Annotated in this window: 10 protein-coding genes; 1 reads left to right on the top strand and 9 read right to left on the bottom strand. The window is 71.6% G+C overall.

Translation table 11 applies throughout. The features are described from left to right. Genes J7I98_RS18700 through J7I98_RS18680 form a run of 5 tightly spaced genes read right to left on the bottom strand, consistent with a single transcriptional unit; the run spans position 1 to position 12,211 of the window. The gene (locus J7I98_RS18700; RefSeq protein ID WP_214921880.1) at positions 1–1,284 is read right to left on the bottom strand and encodes a M18 family aminopeptidase; all 1,284 of its coding nucleotides are present in this window, start codon (positions 1,282–1,284) and stop codon (positions 1–3) included. After that, positions 1,281–2,825: a condensation domain-containing protein gene (locus J7I98_RS18695; RefSeq protein ID WP_214921879.1), complete on the bottom strand. Its 1,545-nt coding sequence runs from the start codon at positions 2,823–2,825 to the stop codon at positions 1,281–1,283. The genes J7I98_RS18700 and J7I98_RS18695 overlap by 4 nt, the downstream gene beginning before the upstream one ends. After that, the gene (locus J7I98_RS18690; RefSeq protein WP_214921878.1) at positions 2,822–7,249 is read right to left on the bottom strand and encodes a MupA/Atu3671 family FMN-dependent luciferase-like monooxygenase; all 4,428 of its coding nucleotides are present in this window, start codon (positions 7,247–7,249) and stop codon (positions 2,822–2,824) included. The genes J7I98_RS18695 and J7I98_RS18690 overlap by 4 nt, the downstream gene beginning before the upstream one ends. Further along, on the bottom strand, positions 7,246–10,920 hold the full coding sequence (locus J7I98_RS18685; protein ID WP_214921877.1) for a type I polyketide synthase: 3,675 nt from the start codon (positions 10,918–10,920) through the stop codon (positions 7,246–7,248). The genes J7I98_RS18690 and J7I98_RS18685 overlap by 4 nt, the downstream gene beginning before the upstream one ends. Further along, entirely contained in the window at positions 10,865–12,211 is a 1,347-nt protein-coding gene (locus tag J7I98_RS18680; protein WP_214921876.1) for an MFS transporter, read from the bottom strand. Before J7I98_RS18680 ends, J7I98_RS18685 begins: the two co-directional genes overlap by 56 nt. Positions 12,212–12,642: 431 nt before the next feature. On the opposite strand from J7I98_RS18680, the gene J7I98_RS18675 reads away from it, so the two are divergent. Further along, positions 12,643–13,347 carry a LuxR C-terminal-related transcriptional regulator gene (locus J7I98_RS18675; RefSeq protein ID WP_308377856.1) on the top strand — a complete coding sequence of 235 codons (705 nt, stop codon included), beginning with the start codon at positions 12,643–12,645 and terminating at the stop codon, positions 13,345–13,347. Here the strand turns inward: J7I98_RS18675 and J7I98_RS18670 are convergent. The 4 genes from J7I98_RS18670 to J7I98_RS18655 all read right to left on the bottom strand — a co-directional run bounded on the left by J7I98_RS18670 (position 13,290) and on the right by J7I98_RS18655 (position 16,806). Next, the gene (locus J7I98_RS18670; protein ID WP_308377855.1) at positions 13,290–14,057 is read right to left on the bottom strand and encodes a 4'-phosphopantetheinyl transferase superfamily protein; all 768 of its coding nucleotides are present in this window, start codon (positions 14,055–14,057) and stop codon (positions 13,290–13,292) included. The genes J7I98_RS18675 and J7I98_RS18670 overlap by 58 nt on opposite strands. 87 nt (positions 14,058–14,144) lie before the next feature. Further along, positions 14,145–15,230 carry a YeiH family protein gene (locus J7I98_RS18665; RefSeq protein ID WP_214921875.1) on the bottom strand — a complete coding sequence of 362 codons (1,086 nt, stop codon included), beginning with the start codon at positions 15,228–15,230 and terminating at the stop codon, positions 14,145–14,147. Continuing rightward, on the bottom strand, positions 15,230–15,796 hold the full coding sequence (locus J7I98_RS18660) for a cysteine dioxygenase family protein (RefSeq protein WP_214921874.1): 567 nt from the start codon (positions 15,794–15,796) through the stop codon (positions 15,230–15,232). The genes J7I98_RS18665 and J7I98_RS18660 overlap by 1 nt, the downstream gene beginning before the upstream one ends. A 95-nt stretch (positions 15,797–15,891) precedes the next feature. Then, positions 15,892–16,806 (bottom strand): LysR family transcriptional regulator, encoded by a 915-nt coding sequence (locus J7I98_RS18655; protein ID WP_214921873.1) that lies wholly within the window; start codon positions 16,804–16,806, stop codon positions 15,892–15,894. Positions 16,807–16,880 lie beyond the last annotated feature (74 nt).

Here is a 16,880-nt window from a genome sequence, read left to right as displayed (position 1 = left end):
CTAGCCCGCCGTGACGAATTCGGTGAGCACCTGAGCCAGCAGCCACGGGTCCTGCGTTCCGCACAGCTCACGCGCCGAGTGCATGGAGAGGCCCGGCACCCCCACATCGACCGTGGGAATGCCCGTACGGGCCGCCGTGAGCGGGCCGATCGACGTGCCGCAGGGCATGGCGTTGTTCGAGACGAACGACTGCCACGGAGTCCCCGCCCTTTCGCACGCCGCAGCGATGACCGCGATCCCCTGCCCGTCGGTGGCGTAGCGCTGGTTGACGTTGACCTTCACGACCGGCCCGCCGTTGGGCAGCGGGCGGTGGTCCTGGTCGTGGCGCTCCGGGTAGTTCGGGTGTACCGCGTGCGTCATGTCGGCCGATACGCAGAACGAGCCCGCGAAGGCCCGCTCCCGGTCCTCCTGTGTACCGCCGCGCGCGGCGACCGACCGGTTCAGTACACGTTCGAGGAGGGGGCTCTGGGCGCCGCTCTCCGACGCGCTGCCGACCTCCTCGTGGTCGAAGGCGGCCAGCACCGGTACGTACGCGCTCTCCCGGCCCGTGGCGGCGGCCAGTGCGGTGACGCCCGCATGGACCGACACAAGGTTGTCGAGGCGGGAGGAGACCAGGAACTCCTCGTCCGCTCCGAGATACGCGGGCGGCTGTACGTCGTGGAACATCAGGTCCCAGCCGAGGATCTCGTAGAAGTCCGCGTCGGCCTCCTCCGCCACCCGGCTGAGCAGCGCGCCCTGTTCGGCCCCGCCGAGACCCCAGATCGGGGCGGTGTGCCGCTGGCGGTCGAGGGCGAGGCCCTCGTTGACCGTACGGTCGAGATGGATGGCGAGCTGCGGCACGCGCAGCAGCGGCCGGTCGATGCACACCAGCCGGTTCGTCCCGTCGCGCATGGTGACCCGTCCCGAGATGCCCAGGTCTCGGTCGAGCCAGGTGTTGAGCGGCACTCCGCCGTACACCTCGACGGCGACCTGCCGCCACCCCACCGAGCTCGTGTCGGGCGAGGGCTTGACGCGGAGGTTCGGCGAGTCGGTGTGTGCTCCGACGATCCGGAAGGGGGTGTGCGCGGGTGCGCCCTCGGGGACGTACCAGGCGATGAGGGCGCCGCCCCGTACGACGTAACAGCCGCCGCTCTCACCTGACCAGCTGTCGGTCTCGGCCAGCTCGCGGAAACCGGCCTTCTCCAGCCGCTCGGCCGCGCTCGCCACCGCGTGGTACGGGGACGGGCTGGCGCGGATGAAGGAGATCAGGTCGTCGCTGTGACTCCGGTCGTGGGTCAGCGTCATGCGGTCCGTGCCTTTCCGTTGGCCTGCAGCAGAGATCCGACCGGCTCTTCGGGCCGGGAGCACAGCTCGCTCAGGAGGGTGGTGTATTCGGTGAGCAGTGCCTCGGCGGCTTCCGCGTCCCACAGGTCGGCGGAGTATTCGAGGAACGTCCGGTAGCCCGTCGCGGGGTCCCTGCGCGGTGCCAGGCCGAAGCAGAGTTCGCTGCGGGCGAGCGGCGGCGCCAGGTCGTCCACCTCGACGCCGAGATGCGGGATCTCGATGTCGGTGTCGACGGAGTTCTGGAAGGCGAGGACGTACGGGACGCGGTCGGGCACGTCGGTCGCGCCCGCCTCCCGCATCGCCTGCATGATCCGTGCCGTGGGCAGCACATTGGCCATGGCTTCCATCGCGCCGGCGCCGGTGCGGGTGACGAGGGCGGCGCAGCTCTCGTCCGGGTCGGGGCGTACGCGGACCATGATCGCTGTCGATGTCATGGCGACCAGGGATTCGAAGGCGGTGGCCTCGCGGTTGGCGTAGGGGACGGCGAGGAGGATGTCCCGCTCGCCGGAGAGCCTGGCCAGGAAGACGCCGAGGGCGGCGGCGGCCACGGCGAAGGGTGTGGTGTGCCGGGCCGCGGCGAACCCTTCGACGGCGGCGCGGAGTTCACCGGACGCGAGGCCCCGGATCGTACCGCCGCGTCCGCTGAGCTTTTCGGGTCTCGGGAGTGCGGTGGGTACGTCGAGGGCGGCCGGTACGCCGTCCAGGTACGCGGCGCAGTGTGCGGCCCTGCGGGCCTCGGTGGCCGGGTCGTCCTGCTCGCGCTGCCAGCGTGCGTAGTCGGTGGACTGGGACGTGGGGGCGGGGAGGGTGTGGGCGGTGCCTGAGGCGTACGCGGCGTACAGTTCGGCGATTTCCGCGAGGAGCACGGACAGGGACCAGCCGTCCACACAGATGTGGTGCAGTACGAACATCAGCGCCCACTCGTCCTCCTCGGTCCGGATCAGGCGGAGGCGGGGCAGGACGGGGCGGGTGAGGTCGAAGCTCGCGGCGGCTGCCTCGTGGCACAACTCCTCGCCGTGTTTGCGGCGTTCGGCGGCGGCCGGGAGATGCGTGAGGTCCTCGACCGGCAGGTCGAGCGGCGGAGGCGCGACGACCTCCTGCCACCAGGCGCCGTCGTCCTGCTGTACGAAGCGCGTGCGCAGGCCGTGGTGGCGGCCGATCAGCTCGGCGAGGGCCGCCCGGAGCGCGTCCGGGTCCAGGGCGCCGGTGAAGCGGATCCTGGTCGGTATGTTCCAGACCTCGGCGTGCGGTACGGAGTAGTGGCCGGCGATCATGCGGGCCTGCTGGTCGCTCGCCGGGGCCCGGTCGGTCACCTCGTGCGTGACGCCGGAGATCCGGGCGATCAACTCGGCTTTGTGCGAGCGCAGTTCGGCGAGGAGGTCGTCGGTGAGCGCATGCCGGGGCGCGTCGTAGCGCAGTGCGCCCCCGGGTGTCGCCAGCAGCCGTACGTCGAGTGCTTCCAGCCGGGCGAGCAGTGTGTCGATGTGATCGGGTACGGTCACAGTTCCCCCTGTACGCGCGGCGCGTCCTGGCCGGGTCCGGCCAGCTGGTCCTGCATGGCCCGCAGGGTGGCGTCTTGGAAGAAGTCCGCCATGGGGTAGTCGGTCCCCAGCGCGTCGCGCACCCGGTTGACGAGCCTGATCGCGCTGATCGAATTGCCGCCGAGGTCGAAGAAATTGCTGTCGGCAGGGAAGCCGTCGGTCCCGAGAACCGCCTCCCACACCGCGCGCAGGGTTGCAGCGGTCGAGTCTCCTGCCGCGTACCCCGGGGGCGCCGGCAGCTCGCCCACGCGCTCGGCGGTCCCCTCCGCCATCGCCGCGAGCACCCGGTCGAGCTGGTCCAGGCAGCCGCGCACGGTGGCCTCGTCGAAGAGATCCGCGTCGTAGCGGACACGGAGCTTGAGCCCGGCGGCGCTGCGGGTGGCCATCAGGGCCAGTTCGAGGGGCGCGGACTCGGTGCCGCCGTCGAGCCCTTCGACGCGCAGGCCGGGCAGTTCGATACGGGCGAGGGGTTCGGTGTCGAGGTCCGCCGAGACGGTGACCAGCGGACGCGGGTTGCCGGGGTCGGGATGGCCGGCGGCCAGCAACGCGTCGAGGTCCACCTCGCGATGCGCGTCGGCGCCGAACAGCGTGTCCCTGGTCGCCCGTACGGCGTCGGTCAGACCGGTGCGGTCCGTGAGCGACGTACGCAGCGGGAGCAGCGCGACATGGAAGCCGACCGTGTCGCGCTGGTCCGGCGCTCTGCGCCCGAAGGTGCTGCCGACGACGAAGTCGTCCTGACCGGCGTACTGGCGGAGCACGATCTGCCAGCCGGTGAGCAGCGTCGCGAACAGCGTGACGCCTTGGCGCCCGGCCCAGTCCTGAAGCTGTGCGGTGCGCTCGGGCCCGAGCCTGACGGCCACGGCGGCGCCCCGGCCCGCCACGGTGCGTCCGCGCGGGCGGTCGGTCGGCATCAGGAGCACGGGCGGCTTGTCCCCGAGGTGGTCGCGCCACCACGTGAGGTCGTCGTCGTCCGGGCTGCCGGGCGGGGCGGCGGCCGGTTCGAGCGTCGTACCGGCGGGGCGGGCGAAGGCGGGTTCGCGGCCCTCCACGCCCGCCCGGTACAGCTCCTGGAGGTCGGCGGCGAGGATCTCGGCCGAGTGGCCGTCCGTGAGGATGTGGTGCATGCCGAGCAGCAGCGCGTGATCGCCGGGGCCGAGCAGGAGCAGCCTGGGCGTGAACAGCGGCCCTTCGGCCAGGTCGTACGGGCGCTCGCTCTCCTCGCTCAGTGCCTCGGCGATCGCCTTGTCGGCGTCCTGCCCACAGGCGTCGGTGACCACCAGCAGCTCGGGCCGCAGGCCGGGACGTACGACCTGGACAACGGTCTCGTCCCCGCGCCCGGTGCGGAAGACGGTACGCAGCGCCGCGTGCCGTTCGGCGAGGCCGGTGACGGCGGCGCGCAGGGCGGCCGGATCCAGGTGCCCGCGCAGGCGCACGGCCTGTATCTCGTTGTACGCCGCCGGGTTGCCGATCAGCCGGGAGGCCAGCCAGAGGCGCTGCTGGGCGGGGGTGGCGGGGGCGGTGACCGCCTGGGGCGTCGCCGCCGGGGGCATGGTCGCCGGGGCCGTCGGCGCCAGGGCCGTCGGCGTCTCGCGGTCGTGGTAGCGCCTGCGCAGTACGTCCAGCTGCTCAAGACCCGACCGCATCAGCTGCGTCGGCATGCCGAAGTCGACCAGCGCCGCGATCTCGTCGGCGCCGGCGGCGTGCAGGGCGTCGACGACGGGGGCGCAGGTGTCGGGTGTACCGATCAGGGCGCGCTGGTCGCAGTAGCGGTCGTACGCCCGGCGGAACAGGTAGTCGAGGTCCTCCTCGCTCGCGGCGGCCACGTCCTCGGGGCTGCGGCCGAGCGCCGTCGCGGCGGAGCGCATCAGCAGCGACGAGCGCAGGTAGCTGCTCATCGGCTCCAGCGCGTCGGCCCGCGCCTTCGCGTGGTCCTCGGCGAGGTAGGTGTGGATCAGGACGGTGACGCGGCCGGCGTCGGGGTCGAGGCCGTGTTCGGCGCGGACCTGCCGGTAGTGGCGGATGTTCTCGGCCAGTTGGGCAACGCTCTGGTTCATCAGATTCGTGACGATGCCGAGGTCGCGTCTCGCCGCCTCGGCGTACGACGCACGCTGCCCGGAGGTCGCGAGGAACATGGGCGGCATGTCCTGGACGGGGCGCGGCTGGATCCGTACGTCGATGTCGCGGCCCTCTCCGGTGCGGCGGCGCACTGCATCGCCGCGCCACAGGCGCCGTACGTCGTCGAGATGGGCGAAGGCGATTTCCTTGCGGTCCTGGAAGCGGTACGGGTGGAGGACGAAGTCGTTGGCGTGCCAGCCGGTGGCGCAGCCGATACCGACGCGGCCGCCGGAGAGGTTGTCGGCCACCGACCACTCCTCGGCGACGCGGACGGGGTCGTGCAGGGGCAGGACGACGGATCCGGCGTTCAGCCTGATGCTGCGGGTTTCGCGGGCGAGGGCGGCGGCCAGGACGGCAGGGTTGGGGAACAGGCCGCCGAAGGAGTGGAAGTGGCGTTCGGGCAGCCAGAGGCTGCTGAAGTCGTGCGTGTCGGCGAACTTGGCCGTCTCGATGAGCTGCTCGTACTTGTCGCCTGCGGCGACGTCGTCGTCCGTGGTCTTTTCGGGGTAGTTGCCGAAGAAGTAGACGCCGAAGTCGGGGGCGGGGCGCTTGCGAGGGGAGTCGGTGGGACGGGCCTTTGCTTTGGCCTTCTCGGGAAAGTAGCCGCCCTGGCGGCGCAGTTCGCGCAGGGAGTCCTTCACCGCGTCGGTGATCCGCTCGGTGTCGGAGTCGGTGTGGGCGGTGGAGAGGTAGAAGCTGCGCCACTCCCACACATGGATGCCGCGCAGCATCAGGTGGTGGTAGAGCAGCTCCATGTCGGCGCGGTGCGTGAAGCGGAACATCGACCCGAAGTGGGCCATTTCCAGAGGGAATTCCTCGTCGCGGAAGAAGCGGTTGAGGTCGTCGGCGAGTGCGTCCGTGCGTGCGTTCAGGCGCTCCTGGAGGCCTGGCCCCTGCTCCTTGAGGTGCGTGAGGACCGCTTTGGCCGCCGCCATGGAAACGGGGTGCTGGATGTACGTACCGCCGAAGAAGGTGGTGTCGCGCATCGGGCGGCTGTCGTCGCCGTACTGCCAGAAGCCGCCGTCGATGCCGTCCATGATGTCGGCGCGGCCCGCGATGGCGCCGATGGGGAAGCCGCTGCCGAGGGCCTTGCCGTACGTCGCGAGGTCGGGGACGACACCGAAGTGGTGCTGGGCGCCGCGCGGGTGGGGGCGCAGACCGGTGAGCATCTCGTCGAAGAGGAGCACGATGCCGCGACGGGCGGTGAGTTCGCGCAGCGAGCGGAGGAACTCGACCGGCCGGAGGCCGGGGTTGCGGCACTGGACGGGCTCGACGAGTACCGCGGCGATGGTGTCGCCGAGCGACTCGATGGTCTCCAGGCTCTCCTGGGCGCCGTATTCGAGTACGAGCAGTTCGGACACGGCGCTGCGCGGGATGCCGCGGGACACCGGGACGGCGTGGTGCCCTTCGGGGCCCGGGCGCCCGAGCACGGAGTCCACATGGCCGTGGTACGAGCCGCGGAACATGACGATGCGGTCGCGGCCGGTGGCGGCGCGGGCGAGGCGGACGGCGGCGGAGTTGGCCTCGGTGCCGGAGTTGGCGAAGGCCAGCCGCTCCATGCCGGTCGTCTCGGCGAGCAGCTCGGCCACTTCGCCGGTGTCGGCCGAGCGCGGGCCGAGGCGCAGCCCGTCGGAGAGGTGGCGGCGTACGGCATCGGCGACGAAGTCCGGTTCGTGGCCGAAGAGCAGGGCACCGAAGCCCATGGTGATGTCGGTGTAGTCGTTGCCGTCGACGTCGGTGAGACGGGCGCCGAGCGCGGAGCGGGCGGCGATCGGGTACAGCATCTCCTTGGTGGCCCGCCGGAAGCCCACTACGGCGCGACTGTCGGCGAGGACGGACCGGTGCCGCTGGGCCAGTTCCTTGGAGGTACGGGTGCGCTCGGTGAACCGCCGCACGAGGTCGGCGACGTGCGCCAGTTGCTTGCGATCGGCCCCGTCCCCGGCCATGCCGGAGCCCGGGGGGACGGTGACGCGGGGACCGTGCTGCTGGGTGGGCAGGGGTGGTTCGGGGGAGGCTGGGAGTGCAGGTGCGGGTGCGATCCCGGCCTCGGGCTCGGTCGGAAACGCGGGTGCGGGTGTCGGCGTGGCCGGTGCGGACACCGATGAAACTGCAGGAGCGATCGCAGCCTCGGCTGTCGACACAAACGCGGGTGCGGGCGCTGCACGGCGTTGCTTGGCAGCGGCCAGCCGTGCTGTGAGCTGTCGGGAGAGCTCGGCTGCCTTGGCCACCTCGTCGGCGGAGGCCGTGACGGATACGCCTGGAGTACTCATCGGGCCGCCGCCTCGGGGCCCTCGGTCAGGAGCGCGACGGCTTCGGAGAGCTGGGTGAGCATCTCCGCCTGAGTCGCAGCGAGCTGCCGTATCTGCCGCGCAAGCTCCTCGACCTCGGCGCGCGTCGCGTACGCCGGCGAGCCGTCGGCGGCGGCCGATGGCATGGCCGCGGGGCTCTCGCCCAGGGAGCCGTCGGTGGCGGTCGGCACCGCGGGCGCCCCGGCAACCGGCGTGGTAGCGCCCGAGTTGGGGAGGGCAGGCGCCGGAGTGCCGCCCAGCGCGGGCACGGCCGACGCGGCGGCACCCGATGCGGGAGCAGCCGACACGGACCCAGCCGGTGCAGAAGCCGCCGAGGCGGAGCCGGCCAGCGGGGAGGTAAGCGGTGCCGGAACAGCCGAGGCGGAGCCGGCCAGCGTGGAGACAGCTGATGCAGCCGCACCCGGTGCGGCGCCAGCCGGTGCAGGAGCAGCCGGTGCGGCGCCAGCCGATGCGGGAGCAGCCAGTGCGGCGCCAGCCGGTCCAGGACCAGCCAGCGCGGGAGCAGCCGACGCGACGGAGGGCGACACAGAGCCAGCCGGCGCTGCGCCAGCCGGTTTCTCTGCACCCGGCGCGGCGCCAACCGCTGCCGGTGCCGCTGCCGCTGCCGGTGCCCCAGTCGCACTCGCGCCCCGGCGGGTGGTGATCAAGGTCGCCGTCAGTCGTGGTGTGCCCACTTCCTCCAGCATCTCTCGCATCGCTATCTCTATGCCGAACTCCCCCTCCAACTGCCGCAGCATCCCGATCAGTTGGAGCGAGTCCGCACCGAGGCCCACGAAAGTCCGGTCGGCTCCGACCTGTGACGGCTCGTAGCCCAAGTGGCCGGCGGTCAGCTCCAGCACCCGGTCCAGTACGGACTGTTCAGTCATGGCGTTCTCCGTGGTGGCTCGATGGTCGTCGTCTTCGGAGGGATTCCGGGGCCCTGGACCGGGACCCGCCGGGCCCCTGAAGAACGGCGGTGGCCCCGTCCAGTGCGACTCATGCTGGAACGGATACGTGGGCAGCGGCACCCGGCGGCCGCCGCAGCCGTCGAGCAGCGCCGCCCAGTCGATGGCGTGGCCCGCGCAGTGCAGGCGCGCGACGGCGGCCCACAGCGGCTGGAGCGTGGCGGTGTTCCGGCGCTGCGTCGGCACCGCGACCGTGTCCGGCAGGACCCGGCGGGCCATCCCGGTCAGCGGCGCGTCGGGGCCGAGTTCCACGAGCAGCGGCCTTCGCGGGGCGAGTGTGCGCAGGATCGCGTGGAAGTCGACGGGCTCGCGTGCCTGCCGTACGAGATCGTCCGCGTCCGGCAGCCAGCCCGCCGGACGCAGCGCGCCGTCCAGGCCGCTGACCAGCGCCGCACGAGTCGGCCTGAGTTCGGCCTTCTCCGCCGCGATACGGAGGTCGTCGAGCACGGGGTCGATCAGCGACGTATGAAACGCCCGGTCCACCGCCAGCGGCAGCCCCGCCTCGCCGTGTTCGGTGAGCCACGTGCGGGCTGCCGCCACCGCCCGCCGCCCGCCGGCAACCACATGATGGGCCTGGCCGTTGACCGCGGCGAGCTCTAGGCCGTCGACGTCGGCCAGGAGCCGGCGTACGCACTCTTCCGGCGCGAGTACGGCGATCATGCCGCCGGGTTCCGTATGGCGTTGCATCAGCCGCCCGCGCCGGCACACCAGCCGCAGCCCGTCCTCCAGCGTCAGGGCGCCCGCGACGCACAGGGCCGCGTACTCGCCCACGCTGTGTCCCGCGACGACCGCCGGCTCGACGCCGAGCCGGCGCCACAGCCGCGCCTGGGCGACCTGGAGGGCGAAGATCGCGGGCTGGGCGAATTCCGTGTCCCACTGTTCGGGTCCTTCGTCGGTCAGGAGGCGTTCGAGGAACGTGTCCTCACCCGTCTCGTCCCGATGGATTCGCGCGCACGCGTCGAGCGTCTCCGCGACCACGGGGAAGCGAGCGGCGACGGAGGCCGCCGTCCCCGGTCTCCCACCGCCCTGCCCGCTGAAAAGGAACACCGCCTCGGGAACGGCATCTTCCGGGACCTCGCCCAGTGCGTACGGCGCGTCCCGACCGGCCTCCAGCGGGCTGTCGAGGTAGTTTTCGAGCGCGCGCAGCAGGCCGTCCGGCTCCGCCGTGACGACGAGCCGGTGCCGTAGATGGCGACGGCCCAGCGCCGCGCCGGTGAGCAGATCGGCGGGCGCCGTCCCCGGGTGGCGTACGAGGTGGTCCCGGAAGGCTCGTGCGTACTCGGTCAGCGCTTGCGGGTCGTGCCCCGACAGCGGCAGCAGGCCGGGTAAGGCGGCCCGGTCCAACGCCACCGGCAGGCCTGCCGCCGTCGGCTGCGCCTCTTCGAGGATCACATGGGCGTTGGTGCCCCCCATGCCGATGGAGTGCACGCCCGCCCGGCGCGGTACGCCACCCCCGGGCGCCGGCCACGCGCGAAGCCGGTCCGGCAGGACGAACGCGCTGCCTGCGACATCGAGGGCCGGGTTGGGCCGGGAGAAATTCACCAGCGGCGGAATTTCGCCGTGCCGGAGCACGAGGATCGCCTTGATGAGTCCGGCCAGTCCCGCGCAGCTGTCGAGGTGGCCGATGGCGGGCTTGGTGGAGCCGAGCGCGCAGAAGCCGGTCCGATCCGTGTGGCGCGCGAACGCCTCGCTCAGCGCGGCGAATTCGATCGGGTCGCCCTTGAGCGTGCCCGTGCCGTGCGCCTCCAGATAGCCGATCGTGTCGGCCGGGACACCGGCTGCCCGCAGCGCCCCGAGTACGGCGTCCCGCTGCCCCGCGACCCCCGGCGCGGCGAAACCGCCCTTGCCCGCACCGTCGTTGGTGACCGCCGAGCCGAGGATCACGGCGTGCACCGTGTCGCCGTCGGCGAGCGCGCGGTCGAGTGGCTTGAGCAGCACCGCGGCCACCCCGTTGCCGCCGACCGTGCCTTCGGCCGCCGCGTCGAAGGCACGTACCGTACCGGTCCGCGAGAGCGTCGAGCCCTTGACGTGCGGGTGACCGGTCACCTGGGGCAGGTGCAGCGCGGCCGATCCGACGACCATCAGGTCCGCGTCGCCGGATGCCAGTGCCTGGCGGGCGAGGTGTACGGAGACGAGCGAGCTGGAGCAGGCGGTGGCGACGTTGACGGCGGGCCCGGTCAGGCCGAGCCTGAAGGCCGCCCGGCTGGCGGTGAAGTCCGGATAGTTTCCGACCTGCACCTGCTTCACGGCGTGCCAGTCCGCCGAACGGGCTTCCCGTTCAAGGTTGTTGGCCAGGTAGCTGTGGAGGGAGTAGAGGCGGTACCCGGTGCTCGCGTAGACGCCGATACGGACGTCCGGGTCGGGCCGCGCGTATCCGCCGTCCTCCAGCACGTGGTAGACGCACTCCAGGAAGAGCCGCTGCTGCGGGTCGGTGACGGCGGCCTCCCTGCCGCTCATCCGGAAGAAGCCCGCGTCGAAGCCGTCGATGTCCCGGAGCGGCGCACTGGCACCCATGAAGTCCGGTGCCCGGTACGCCTCCTCGGGGATCCCGGCGGCGGCGAACTCCGCGTCCGTGAAGCGGCGTACGTGCGACGTCCCGGAGCGGATGTCTTCCCAGTACTGCCCGGGACTGTCAGCCCCCGGAAACCTCAGCGCCATCCCGACGACCGCTGTGCGGGTCTCCCGCATCGGCATTCCCTCCCTCTACGGACGACCTCTTGTCACTCCGACCCCACCGGCCCCGCCCGCCCATGAGCCGGATCAGGAAGACCAGCGCGACGACGATCGCGACGCCGTGGGACCAGGCGACGACGGAGAACGGTGAGAACGCCTCCAGCGCGGCGGCGACGGCGATCATGCCGACGCCGAAGCCGAGGTTCTCGACCGTGGCCGAGATTCCGAACGCGTGGCCGCGCAGGGTCTCCGGCAGCGTCTGGAGATGCGAGGTGTACGACACCTCGGTGAGCCCGTCCGCGGCTCCGGCGACAAGCGCGATCACCAGCGTGGCGGCGATCGGGAACCCGGCGAAGCCCAGGATGAAGGCGCTGGACATGGCGACCGTACCCAGGCCGAATCCGACGGCGCCGACGGATCGCCCGGTGTGCTTGACCCACCGCTGGATGACTTGTTGGGCCAGTACGTTCCCGAGGGCCCAGAAGAGCCAGAAGCGGCTGACGAACGCCGCCGGGTCGCCGGGGTCGAGCGCGCTGGAGTACACCGGGAGGGCCGCGTTGTGCGAGGACGAGCCGAGGGCGTCGACGCCGCGCAGGATCACCATGAGCCCCATCGCGGGCACGGCCGCGAGCGCGGTCACCGCGACCGACAGCTTGCGCCCGGAGTCTGCGCCCGCCTCGGCCTTCTCAGCAGTGCCTGCCCCGTCGGCCGTACGATCGCCCTCCGCCGTACGCCCGGCCTTGTCCGGCAGCCAGATCACCGTCGCCGCGCACACCAGGAAGCTCGCCGCGTCGAGCAGGAACGCGGCGGTGAATCCGAGCTGCGACACGACGACGCCGGCGGAGGCGAAGCCCGCCACCATGGCCATCGAACGGCCGCCCACCATCAGCGAGTTGGCCCAGCTGCGCCGCTCCTCCCCCACCAGATCGGGAATCGAGCTGCGCAGCGCCACCATGAAAACCGTGCTGCAGGCGCCGATCGTGGCGGAGGCGACGAACAGCGCGACTGTGCGCAGCCCGTCCGGTACGAACGCCAGCACCAGCATGGCGGCCGCCTGCGCCAGGTTCATCCAGAGCATGACCGGCTTGACGGCGACCCGGGCCAGCAGGGAGCCGGCGGTGAGCCCCGTGAGGAATCCGGCGCCGAGCCGTACGGCCATGAACAGGCCCATGGCCAGGGCACTGTCCGTCGTGGCGTAGACGAAGAGGTTGAGCGCCACCATGTTGAGGAAGGTTCCGTACGAGGAGACCGAGTAGCCCCCGACGAGGATCCGGTAGCGCCAGTCGGCCGTCACGGCAGCAGGCATGTTCCCTCTTCCTCGGCGGGCGCTCGGTGCGGACGTGAGCGGGCCGGTCCCGCTCCCGATCATGCTTGCCGAATTGCGCGGCGCCACCCGGGAACGGTCAACGCACAAATGTAATCTGCACAGTTGTGAACGATGACCATTCCACCTCGATGGCGTTCGATTGCGACAATTCGCCGTTGGAAGGGCCGTGCGCCACCGCGCTCGCGACCTACCGGCGTGCGCTCACGGAAGGAAGGCTTCCTCGGAACGAGGCGCCGGACTGTCTATGGAGATTTCACCTTGTACTTGAAGACCCTTATTCGCCCGAATTTGTTATAGCCGTCCCCGCGGAGGCCGCGGCCTTTGCCGTACTGGCCCCGATCGAGAACGCCATTTCCCAGCAGCGCCAGACCCTTCGCGCAACACGCGCGGCCCTGTCGGCCTTTGGGGAGGTGTACACCGACGCACGCAGCGCAGACCAGCCTCCGCTGACCCTGCTCACCGGAGGTGAGCTGATCAGCAAGGCGCTGACGGCGGCCGTGGACGGGTGCCGTCACGAGCTGCTGACGGCCCAGCCGGGCGGCGGCCGCGCACCGCAGATGCTCAGTGAAGCGCTGGAGCGCGATCTGCGCCTGCTGTCGCGCGACGTACGGCAGCGGACGATCTATCAGCACACCGTGCGCTCACACCGGGCGACACTGTCCTACATCGAGCAGGTCACGGCGGCGGGCGCCGAAGTCCGTACGCTGGCCGAGGTGTTCGAGCGGTTCATCATCTGCGACCAGAAGGTCGCCTTCATTCCGGTGTCGGAGGAGCGCGGCAGCGCCGCACTGGAGATCCGTCATCCCGCCCTGGTCCGCTTCCTGGCCCAGTCCTTCAACAACGCCTGGGCCAGGTCGATCCCGGTCCATCCGGACACCTCACCACTGCGCTCGCCCAGCATCACGTCCGACGTACAGCGCACGATCCTGCTGGCTGTGGTGTCCGGCGAGACCGACGACTCCATCGCGCGCCGCCTCGGCATGAGCCGCCGCAGCGTCGCCGAGCACATCCGCAAGGTGTCGCTCCGGCTGGAGAGCAGCAGCCGGGCCCAACTCGGCTACCTGCTGGCGGCTTCGGGACTGCTGGAAGGCGACGGGGCCGTCGGCGCGGACTGATCCGCTGTCGCGACAGCTGCGGCGTACCCGTGCGGCGCCGCCACGTCGCTGATCACCCACCCCGCCGGATGACGCACCGCCGTCCGGGCCGTGCCGAGGTAGTCGAGCGAGGGGCTGCGGGCGAGGCCGGTGCCGAGGCCTTTGAGGTACGCCTCCTTGCGCGCCCATGTCCGGGCGAAGGCGGCGGGCCGCCCGGCCTCCGGCGCGGCAGCCAGCTCCGCCGTCTCGTCGGGATGCAGTTCGCCCGATATCTCCCGTACGACGGCCAGTTGCGGTACCGCCTCGACGTCGACCCCGACCGGGACTGCCGCGCAGGCGAGCAGGGCCAGACTGCCGCTGTGCGAGAGCGAGAAGTGGACCGGCCCGTCGGTGGTGGCCGGCTTCCCGTGGGGGCCGCCGCAGGACAGGCACGGCTCGCGGTGCAGCCGCACCGCGCCGGGCTCGATCCCCAGGCAGGAGCCGAGCATGACGCGCAGCGCCACGTGCGCGGTGGTGTAACACCGGCGGTCGATGTCCCGTACGAAGGACGCCGCGCGCTCCTTCTCCGTGTCGTCGAGGATCTCGGCGGCGAGCCGCGCGGCGACGCGCCCCTGGCGCTCCGCGTCGACGCTCCACAGCACAGGAGCTTCGCCCGCCTTCGGCAGTTCCATGCGCCCGGCGGGTTCTCCGAGCACCGGAGTCATGGGTACGTGCATCGCCGTTCCGTTCACCCGCCGAGCATAGGCAAGTCACCCTGGAATTCCGAAGCGAGGGTGGCTGGATCCTTGCGTCCAAAATCTCGCGGGACTACGAACTGGTCAGGCTGTCGTGAGCAGCACTCCCGCGTACGAGACTCCGGCCACGACCACCCACGCGCACAGCCCCAGCGCCGCCACCCTCCCCCAGCCTCCGGCCGGGGGGACCCCCATCTCGCTTCGCTCGCCCGTTCGGCTCAGGGACGGCAGGTGCACCGCGCTGCCGAGCCCGAACAGGGCGGTCGCGAGCAGGAGTTCCTGCGCCGTGTGCGCCACGTCGAGGGCGCCGTCGGGCAGCAGGCCCGTGCTGCGCACGGCGACCATCGCCAGGAAGCCGACGACAAAGAGCGGCACGAGCGGCGGCCGCTTCGTGCCCGCGCTCGAAGCGGTGGTGCGCCTGCGCCGGCGTACGGACACGGCCACCGCCGCGACGAGCGGCGCAAGCAGCGCGACCCTCATCAGCTTGACCAGGACCGCTTCGCCGAGCGCGTCCGCCCCGGCGGTCTGCGCGGTGGCCACGACCTGCCCCACGTCGTGCACGCTCGCGCCCGCCCAGCGGCCGAACTCCGCATCGGTCAGCCCCAACGGCTGCTGCAGCAGCGGCAGTACGGCGATGGCGAGCGTCCCGCACAGCGTCACGAGCGCCACCGACGTCGCGGTGTCGCGTTCGTCGCTGTCCGTCGCCTCGCTCACCGCGCCGATCGCGGACGCCCCGCAGATCGAGTAGCCGGTGGCGATGAGCAGCGGCTGGTCGCCGCGCAGCCCCATGCGGCGGCCCAGCCACCAGGTGCCGAAGAAGGTGGCTGTGACCACGCCGAGCACCATCGCGACGGTGGCCCATCCGATGCCCAGTACGTCGTCCAGGCCCAGTTTCAGGCCGAGCAGGACGATGCCGAGGCGCATCAGCCGTTTCCCGGCGTACGAGAGTCCCGGTCGCGCACTGCCCCGTACGAGAGCACGCATTCCCGGCAGATGCGCGGCAGCGACGCCGAGCACCACGGCGGCGGTCAGCATCGGGACGCCGGGGAGGAGTTGGTGCACGGCCCAGGCGACGCCCACGCCGGCGGCGGCGAGCGCGAGTCCCGGCGACCTGCCGGGCGCGGGTGTCTCCCGCCCCGACTCCTTGACCCGTTCCCTGAGGAGCGCCATCAGCGGTCGGCCGGCAGCTCGTACACCCGGCGGACGCTCGTGCCGAGCTTGGATATGTCGGCGCCGTACACATGCAGGGATATCGCTTCGGACGTGCCCGCGTTCCAGACCCGGTGGATGTCGCCGGGCGGCGCGAAACCGCAGACGGCGCCCTGCGGGTTGACGACGTCCTGCGTGGCGACGAGGCGAGCCGCCGAGCCGTCGCAGGACGGGACGAGCCGGTAGCGCCGCTCGTGCTCCTCGCCCACGTGGACGCCGGTCGCGCACCACGCGACATGGTCGTGCACGCTGGTGCGCTGGCCCGGCCGCCAGACGAGCGCGACGATCGAGAAACTGCCGTCGCCCTCCGCGTGCAGCAGGTGCTGGCGGTAGCGCTCGGGGTCGCCCTCGCGCTGCTCCGGGGCGAGGAGGTCGTCCGCGCCGAGGTGCGGCGCGAGCCGCTCGCCGACCAGGTACGCCGTCGGGTCGGGCGGCAGGCCCTGACCTACGGCCTCACGGATTTCGCCGACCAGCGCGTCGAGGCGAGCGGTCGTACGGGCAGCCGTCAATGCGGTCGAAGTGGTCATACGAGCAGACTGGCGCCGCTCGATCGAGGACGTCCAAGGAGCGTTTGTACGCCGCCGCCCAAACTCTCCTTATGATTCGCGCCGATTCGCCCTGTCTAGCAGCCGATCTTGTTCGCGGCCACCGCCCGGAGCTCTTCGAGTACGAGCCCGGTGGCCGGAATCCGCAGATGCTCGCGCAGGACGTACGCCGAGACCTGCCGCCGGGATGCGGGCTCCAGAGCCCGTCCGGTGACCTTCGGGTGGCGCAGGAAGTTGAGGACGAGCCCCGGCATCATGGCGACGCCGAGCCCTTCGGCGACGAGGCTCTGCACCACGAGGTTGTCGTCGGTCGTGAACGCGATGTCGGGCGCGAAGCCCTGTTCCGCGCATTCGTGCAGGAAGTTGACGCGGCAGCGTCGGCAGCCCGCGATCCAGCGTTCCTCCGCCAGGTCCGCCAGTTTCACCGCCCGGCGCCGGGCGAGCGGGTGCGCGGTCGGCAGCACGACCGTCAACTGGTCTTCCAGCAGCGGGATTTCCACCATCTCGTCCGGCACATCCGGCACGTCCTCGTGCAGGCCCGGATAGGTGAAAGCGAGCGTGATATCGCATTCGCCGCGCACCAGCTGCCGCAGCGACTCCGGCGGCTCGTTCTCCAGGAGCTCCACGCGCACCCCGGGGTGACCGGCGGCCAGGCGGGCCATGGTCTCGGGTATGAGAGTGGCGTTGGCGCTGGGGAAGGCGCAGACCCTCACCCGCCCGGTGTGCAGGCGGGTGAGGGAGCTCATCTGCTGCTGGGCCGCGGACATCGTGTCGAGGATGATGGCCGCGTGCCGCGAAAGCGCCTCCCCGGCCTCGGTGAGGCGCATGCCGCGGCCGATGCGGGTGAACAGCGGCGTGCCGACGTCCCGTTCGAGAGCCTTCATCTGCTGGGTGATCGCGGGCTGTGTGTAGCCCAGAGCACGAGCGGCCGCCGAGTACGAACCGGTCTTGACCACTTCATGGAATGTCTTGATGTGCCGTGAGTCGAACACCCGGGAATCATAAGCAGAATTTGGGAAGCGCCAACATCATCATGTCGGCCGTGATGGTTGGCCGAATCCGGAGC

This window comes from Streptomyces sp. ISL-98, from assembly GCF_018614055.1.
Classification (GTDB): domain Bacteria; phylum Actinomycetota; class Actinomycetes; order Streptomycetales; family Streptomycetaceae; genus Streptomyces; species Streptomyces spiramyceticus.
The sequence above is the reverse complement of the archived record's forward strand: the minus strand, read 5'-3'. Positions and strand labels throughout refer to the sequence as shown.